This window comes from Candidatus Micrarchaeia archaeon (genome assembly GCA_041653315.1).
Taxonomy (GTDB): domain Archaea; phylum Micrarchaeota; class Micrarchaeia; order Anstonellales; family JAHKLY01; genus JAHKLY01.
Window position 1 is genome coordinate 1 of the sequence record JBAZFO010000005.1, and the last position, 2966, is coordinate 2966.

At 38.1% G+C, this 2966-nt stretch carries 6 protein-coding genes; 2 read left to right on the top strand and 4 right to left on the bottom strand.

Features of this window, described 5'->3' with window-relative positions:
• On the top strand, positions 1-243 hold a 243-nt coding region (locus WC356_01815; GenBank protein MFA5381872.1), incomplete at its 5' end, for a hypothetical protein.
• Here WC356_01815 and WC356_01820 read toward each other — a convergent pair.
• The 4 genes from WC356_01820 to WC356_01835 all read right to left on the bottom strand — a co-directional run bounded on the left by WC356_01820 (position 244) and on the right by WC356_01835 (position 2068).
• The gene (locus WC356_01820) at positions 244-612 is read right to left on the bottom strand and encodes a hypothetical protein (protein ID MFA5381873.1); all 369 of its coding nucleotides are present in this window, start codon (positions 610-612) and stop codon (positions 244-246) included.
• Positions 613-641: 29 nt separating this feature from the next.
• On the bottom strand, positions 642-845 hold the full coding sequence (locus WC356_01825; protein MFA5381874.1) for a helix-turn-helix transcriptional regulator: 204 nt from the start codon (positions 843-845) through the stop codon (positions 642-644).
• Positions 846-849: 4 nt separating this feature from the next.
• Positions 850-1182, bottom strand: a complete 333-nt coding sequence (locus WC356_01830) for a hypothetical protein (GenBank protein ID MFA5381875.1) — start codon at positions 1180-1182, stop codon at positions 850-852.
• A 457-nt stretch (positions 1183-1639) separates the two neighbouring features.
• Positions 1640-2068 (bottom strand): hypothetical protein, encoded by a 429-nt coding sequence (locus WC356_01835; protein ID MFA5381876.1) that lies wholly within the window; start codon positions 2066-2068, stop codon positions 1640-1642.
• A gap of 455 nt (positions 2069-2523) precedes the next feature.
• Between WC356_01835 and WC356_01840 the strand changes: the two genes are divergently transcribed.
• Positions 2524-2730 carry a hypothetical protein gene (locus tag WC356_01840; GenBank protein ID MFA5381877.1) on the top strand — a complete coding sequence of 69 codons (207 nt, stop codon included), beginning with the start codon at positions 2524-2526 and terminating at the stop codon, positions 2728-2730.
• The last annotated feature ends 236 nt before the right edge of the window (positions 2731-2966 follow it).

A 2966-nucleotide genomic window follows, 5' to 3' on the forward strand; every position in this document is an offset into this window, starting at 1 on the left:
CATCGCCATCGCCATAGCCATAGCCATAGCCATCGCCATCGCCAGAGCCATCGCCAGAGCCAGAGCCAGAGCCAGAGCCATAGCCATCGCCATCGCCAGAGCCATCGCCAGAGCCATAGCCATCGCTATAGCCATAGCCATCGCCATAGCCAGAGCCAGAGCCAGAGCCAGAGCCATAGCCATAGCCATAGCCATCGCCATAGCCATCGCCAGAGCCAGAGCCATCGCCAGAGCCAGATTTAATTACTGTTTCCATACCGAAACCCCTTGAATACTTTTTTTGGCTTTTTCTGTGATTGGTATTATTTCTATTGCTTCCAGAAGTGTAATTTCATCTACTTCACAAGGGAACTTACAATTAGACGCTTTTGATGTGCCTTCCATTGCAAGTTGCGATATACTTGCCGCACCATCCCAATACCAAATCCTTCTGGCCTTTTTAAGAACGACCTCTTTTCCAATTCGTGATTTTAAATAGCCTGCGTGAACTCCCGCCGAATAAGTCCTAACCATAACATAGTCAAGACCATCTAATTTTTCGGCTAAAACTGTACCCGAATCTTTCCGCACATACTCCACATCGTCAATTTTAATCGTCTCTGATTTTGCCATTACCTATTTCCTTTCTAATGCAAAAATTACTATTCTTTTGTTAATTCTTCTATTTTTACGCCTAATTCTTTGGCAATTTTTTCAATCAATCCCGCAGAGGGTACATACCTGCCTTTTGTATCTCTTTCAATCTGGCAAAGATAAGTCGCGCTAACGCCTACCGCCAGAGCTAAATCTTTCTGGAAAATACGCTTGTTTATTCGATATATGGCTATGTTTTGGCCTATGCTCATTTTTTTACTCCCATTCACCTTGTTTAGTTGGTGTATTTAACATAAGTTCGTCAATTCTTCGCAAGAACTCTGTCGCCTTGCTTATTGCCCATTCTTTGTCTTGTTCAGTAGCATTATAAGAAAGCCTCCATTTTAACACGCTATTCCTCCACGCATCAACGTCTTTCTTTAAGTCAGGACACGATATAGAATTAGTGTTTAATCCATAAAGATGGTCGCCAGCACCATTAAACCAAAGACTTACCGATGCGTCTTTATGGAAAAATTTATGAGCCAAAAATAATCCTATGCAATACGTCATTCCTTCGCCAAATTCTGATTTTTTATCATTACTCATTTTGCACATCTCCGATTAAAGTTATTATTCTTGTCCCTTACTACATCGGGTATTATACGCAAGAACTTAAACGAAAGCAAGAGAATTATCTGCACAATTTCTTGTGCAGACTAAGACTAAAATAGCCAAATGACGCGCGGCTGATGTTTATACATTGCACAAACATTTGAGCTACATTAAGCAAATAAACGCAAAAATTGCTAAAATTATTATTTCCTTTTCCATAATTAAAGAATAAGAAGTTTTTGGGGATAGTCAAAAAAAAGACTTGACAATATAGTTTTAGTTTTATATAATACAGGTATATGGGATTATACAAAAATCAAGCTACGGCCATTGACGATATGAAAAGGTATTGTATTTTCAGACAGGCAGGTATCATCTGCTCTGAACAGAAACACAATTTACCTTCTCAACGTAAATTTATGGCCGAACATCCCAGAATTTTCGGAAAATCTTAACTTCTACAAGATTTGCATTTAGGATAGGATTTTGTTCCGGTAAAGTTTTCAAAATCAGTCCAAACTCTTTTAGTGTTGCATTGTGGGCATATTTTATAATTAGGTAAATTCATTCTTTCGTTGGCTTCTGGCAGAGAGCTTTTATCGCCGCAATCTGAAAACTCTGCTTTCTTATGGCAATCACCACAAATGGCAACCAAATGCCGTAGTTTTCTTTTATCTCCCCGCAAAGTCTCATATTTGTAGTTGTGATGATGTATCTGCGTGGCTATGTTTTTATGACAAATTTGACATATATTTTTTTCTCTACCTAAAACCTTTCTTCTTATTTTTCTCCACAAATCACTACATAAATACTCCTGATAGGTTTTAAATCCTAATTTTTGGAGAGATATATTTCTTTGTTTGTAGTGCCAAAAGTTCATATATAACTTAATAACTAAAACTAATAACTATAAATATATAGTTTTAAAACTGCAAAAAAGAAAAAAGACGAAAAGAAAAAGAAAAGGGGGTAAAAGAAAAAGAAAAGGCCAAAAAAGACAGATGTATTATTAGCATTTTTCAGAAAAAAAGTCAAGTTTGTCAATAGGTAAAAATAATAATTAGCAGGATAGTGCTAAAATAATGGTAGACCGGAAGTATTTAGTTAAAAACAGTGTTTTTTATAGCAGAATTGTGTTAAAAGTGTTATGTTTGGGGTTTATCAATGCGGGTTTTAGCGGTATTGTGTCAAACATTAGCAGGATAGTGTTATTTTTATTGACAATAAATCGTGGTAATGGTATAAATAGGGTCGGTAAAGTATTTCGGCGAGATTTCGCTTAGATTTACCAGCGGCTTATAAACCGCCTGAAATTATATGTAAAGTTTAGCAACAATGACTTACGGTTGTTCTATTGGCAGCTATTGGAGTAGGAAGAAAACAGCGGGGATAAAATCGCTCAAAATTGAGAACATTGACATACCCGAAGAAAACCCCGCCGAAGAGATTGCTAAGAGGGAAGCGATAGACCGGCTCAACGCCCAGCAGGTTATTGACGATTGTATTGAACATAAAAAATTTATTCCTTTGGCGTACAGATAAAAAAACAAGGCGAATAACAAAGGCTCTGTTTTAGGGTTAGCCTGTATCCGCCTTGTGTGCTGTTTTAAAAGTTAATCTGCGAAAAACTATGCCTAAGACCCGTTATTTTAGGCGTTAAAAAGACTGTCAACATCTGGATAGTCAGTCCGTACAATGTCGGCACATTGCTTTAGGGCTTTAGTTCTTGCCGCATACGCCGCATCCGCCGCCGCATCCGCCGCCGCATCCGCCGCCGC

Excerpts from the sequence above, each read along its gene's own strand:
- WC356_01820 (MFA5381873.1), bottom strand. The coding sequence starts at position 612 with ATGGCAAAATCAGAGACGATTAAAATTGACGATGTGGAGTATGTGCGG.
- WC356_01825 (MFA5381874.1), bottom strand. The coding sequence starts at position 845 with ATGAGCATAGGCCAAAACATAGCCATATATCGAATAAACAAGCGTATT.
- WC356_01830 (MFA5381875.1), bottom strand. The coding sequence starts at position 1,182 with ATGAGTAATGATAAAAAATCAGAATTTGGCGAAGGAATGACGTATTGC.
- WC356_01835 (MFA5381876.1), bottom strand. The coding sequence starts at position 2,068 with ATGAACTTTTGGCACTACAAACAAAGAAATATATCTCTCCAAAAATTA.
- WC356_01840 (MFA5381877.1), top strand. The coding sequence starts at position 2,524 with ATGACTTACGGTTGTTCTATTGGCAGCTATTGGAGTAGGAAGAAAACA.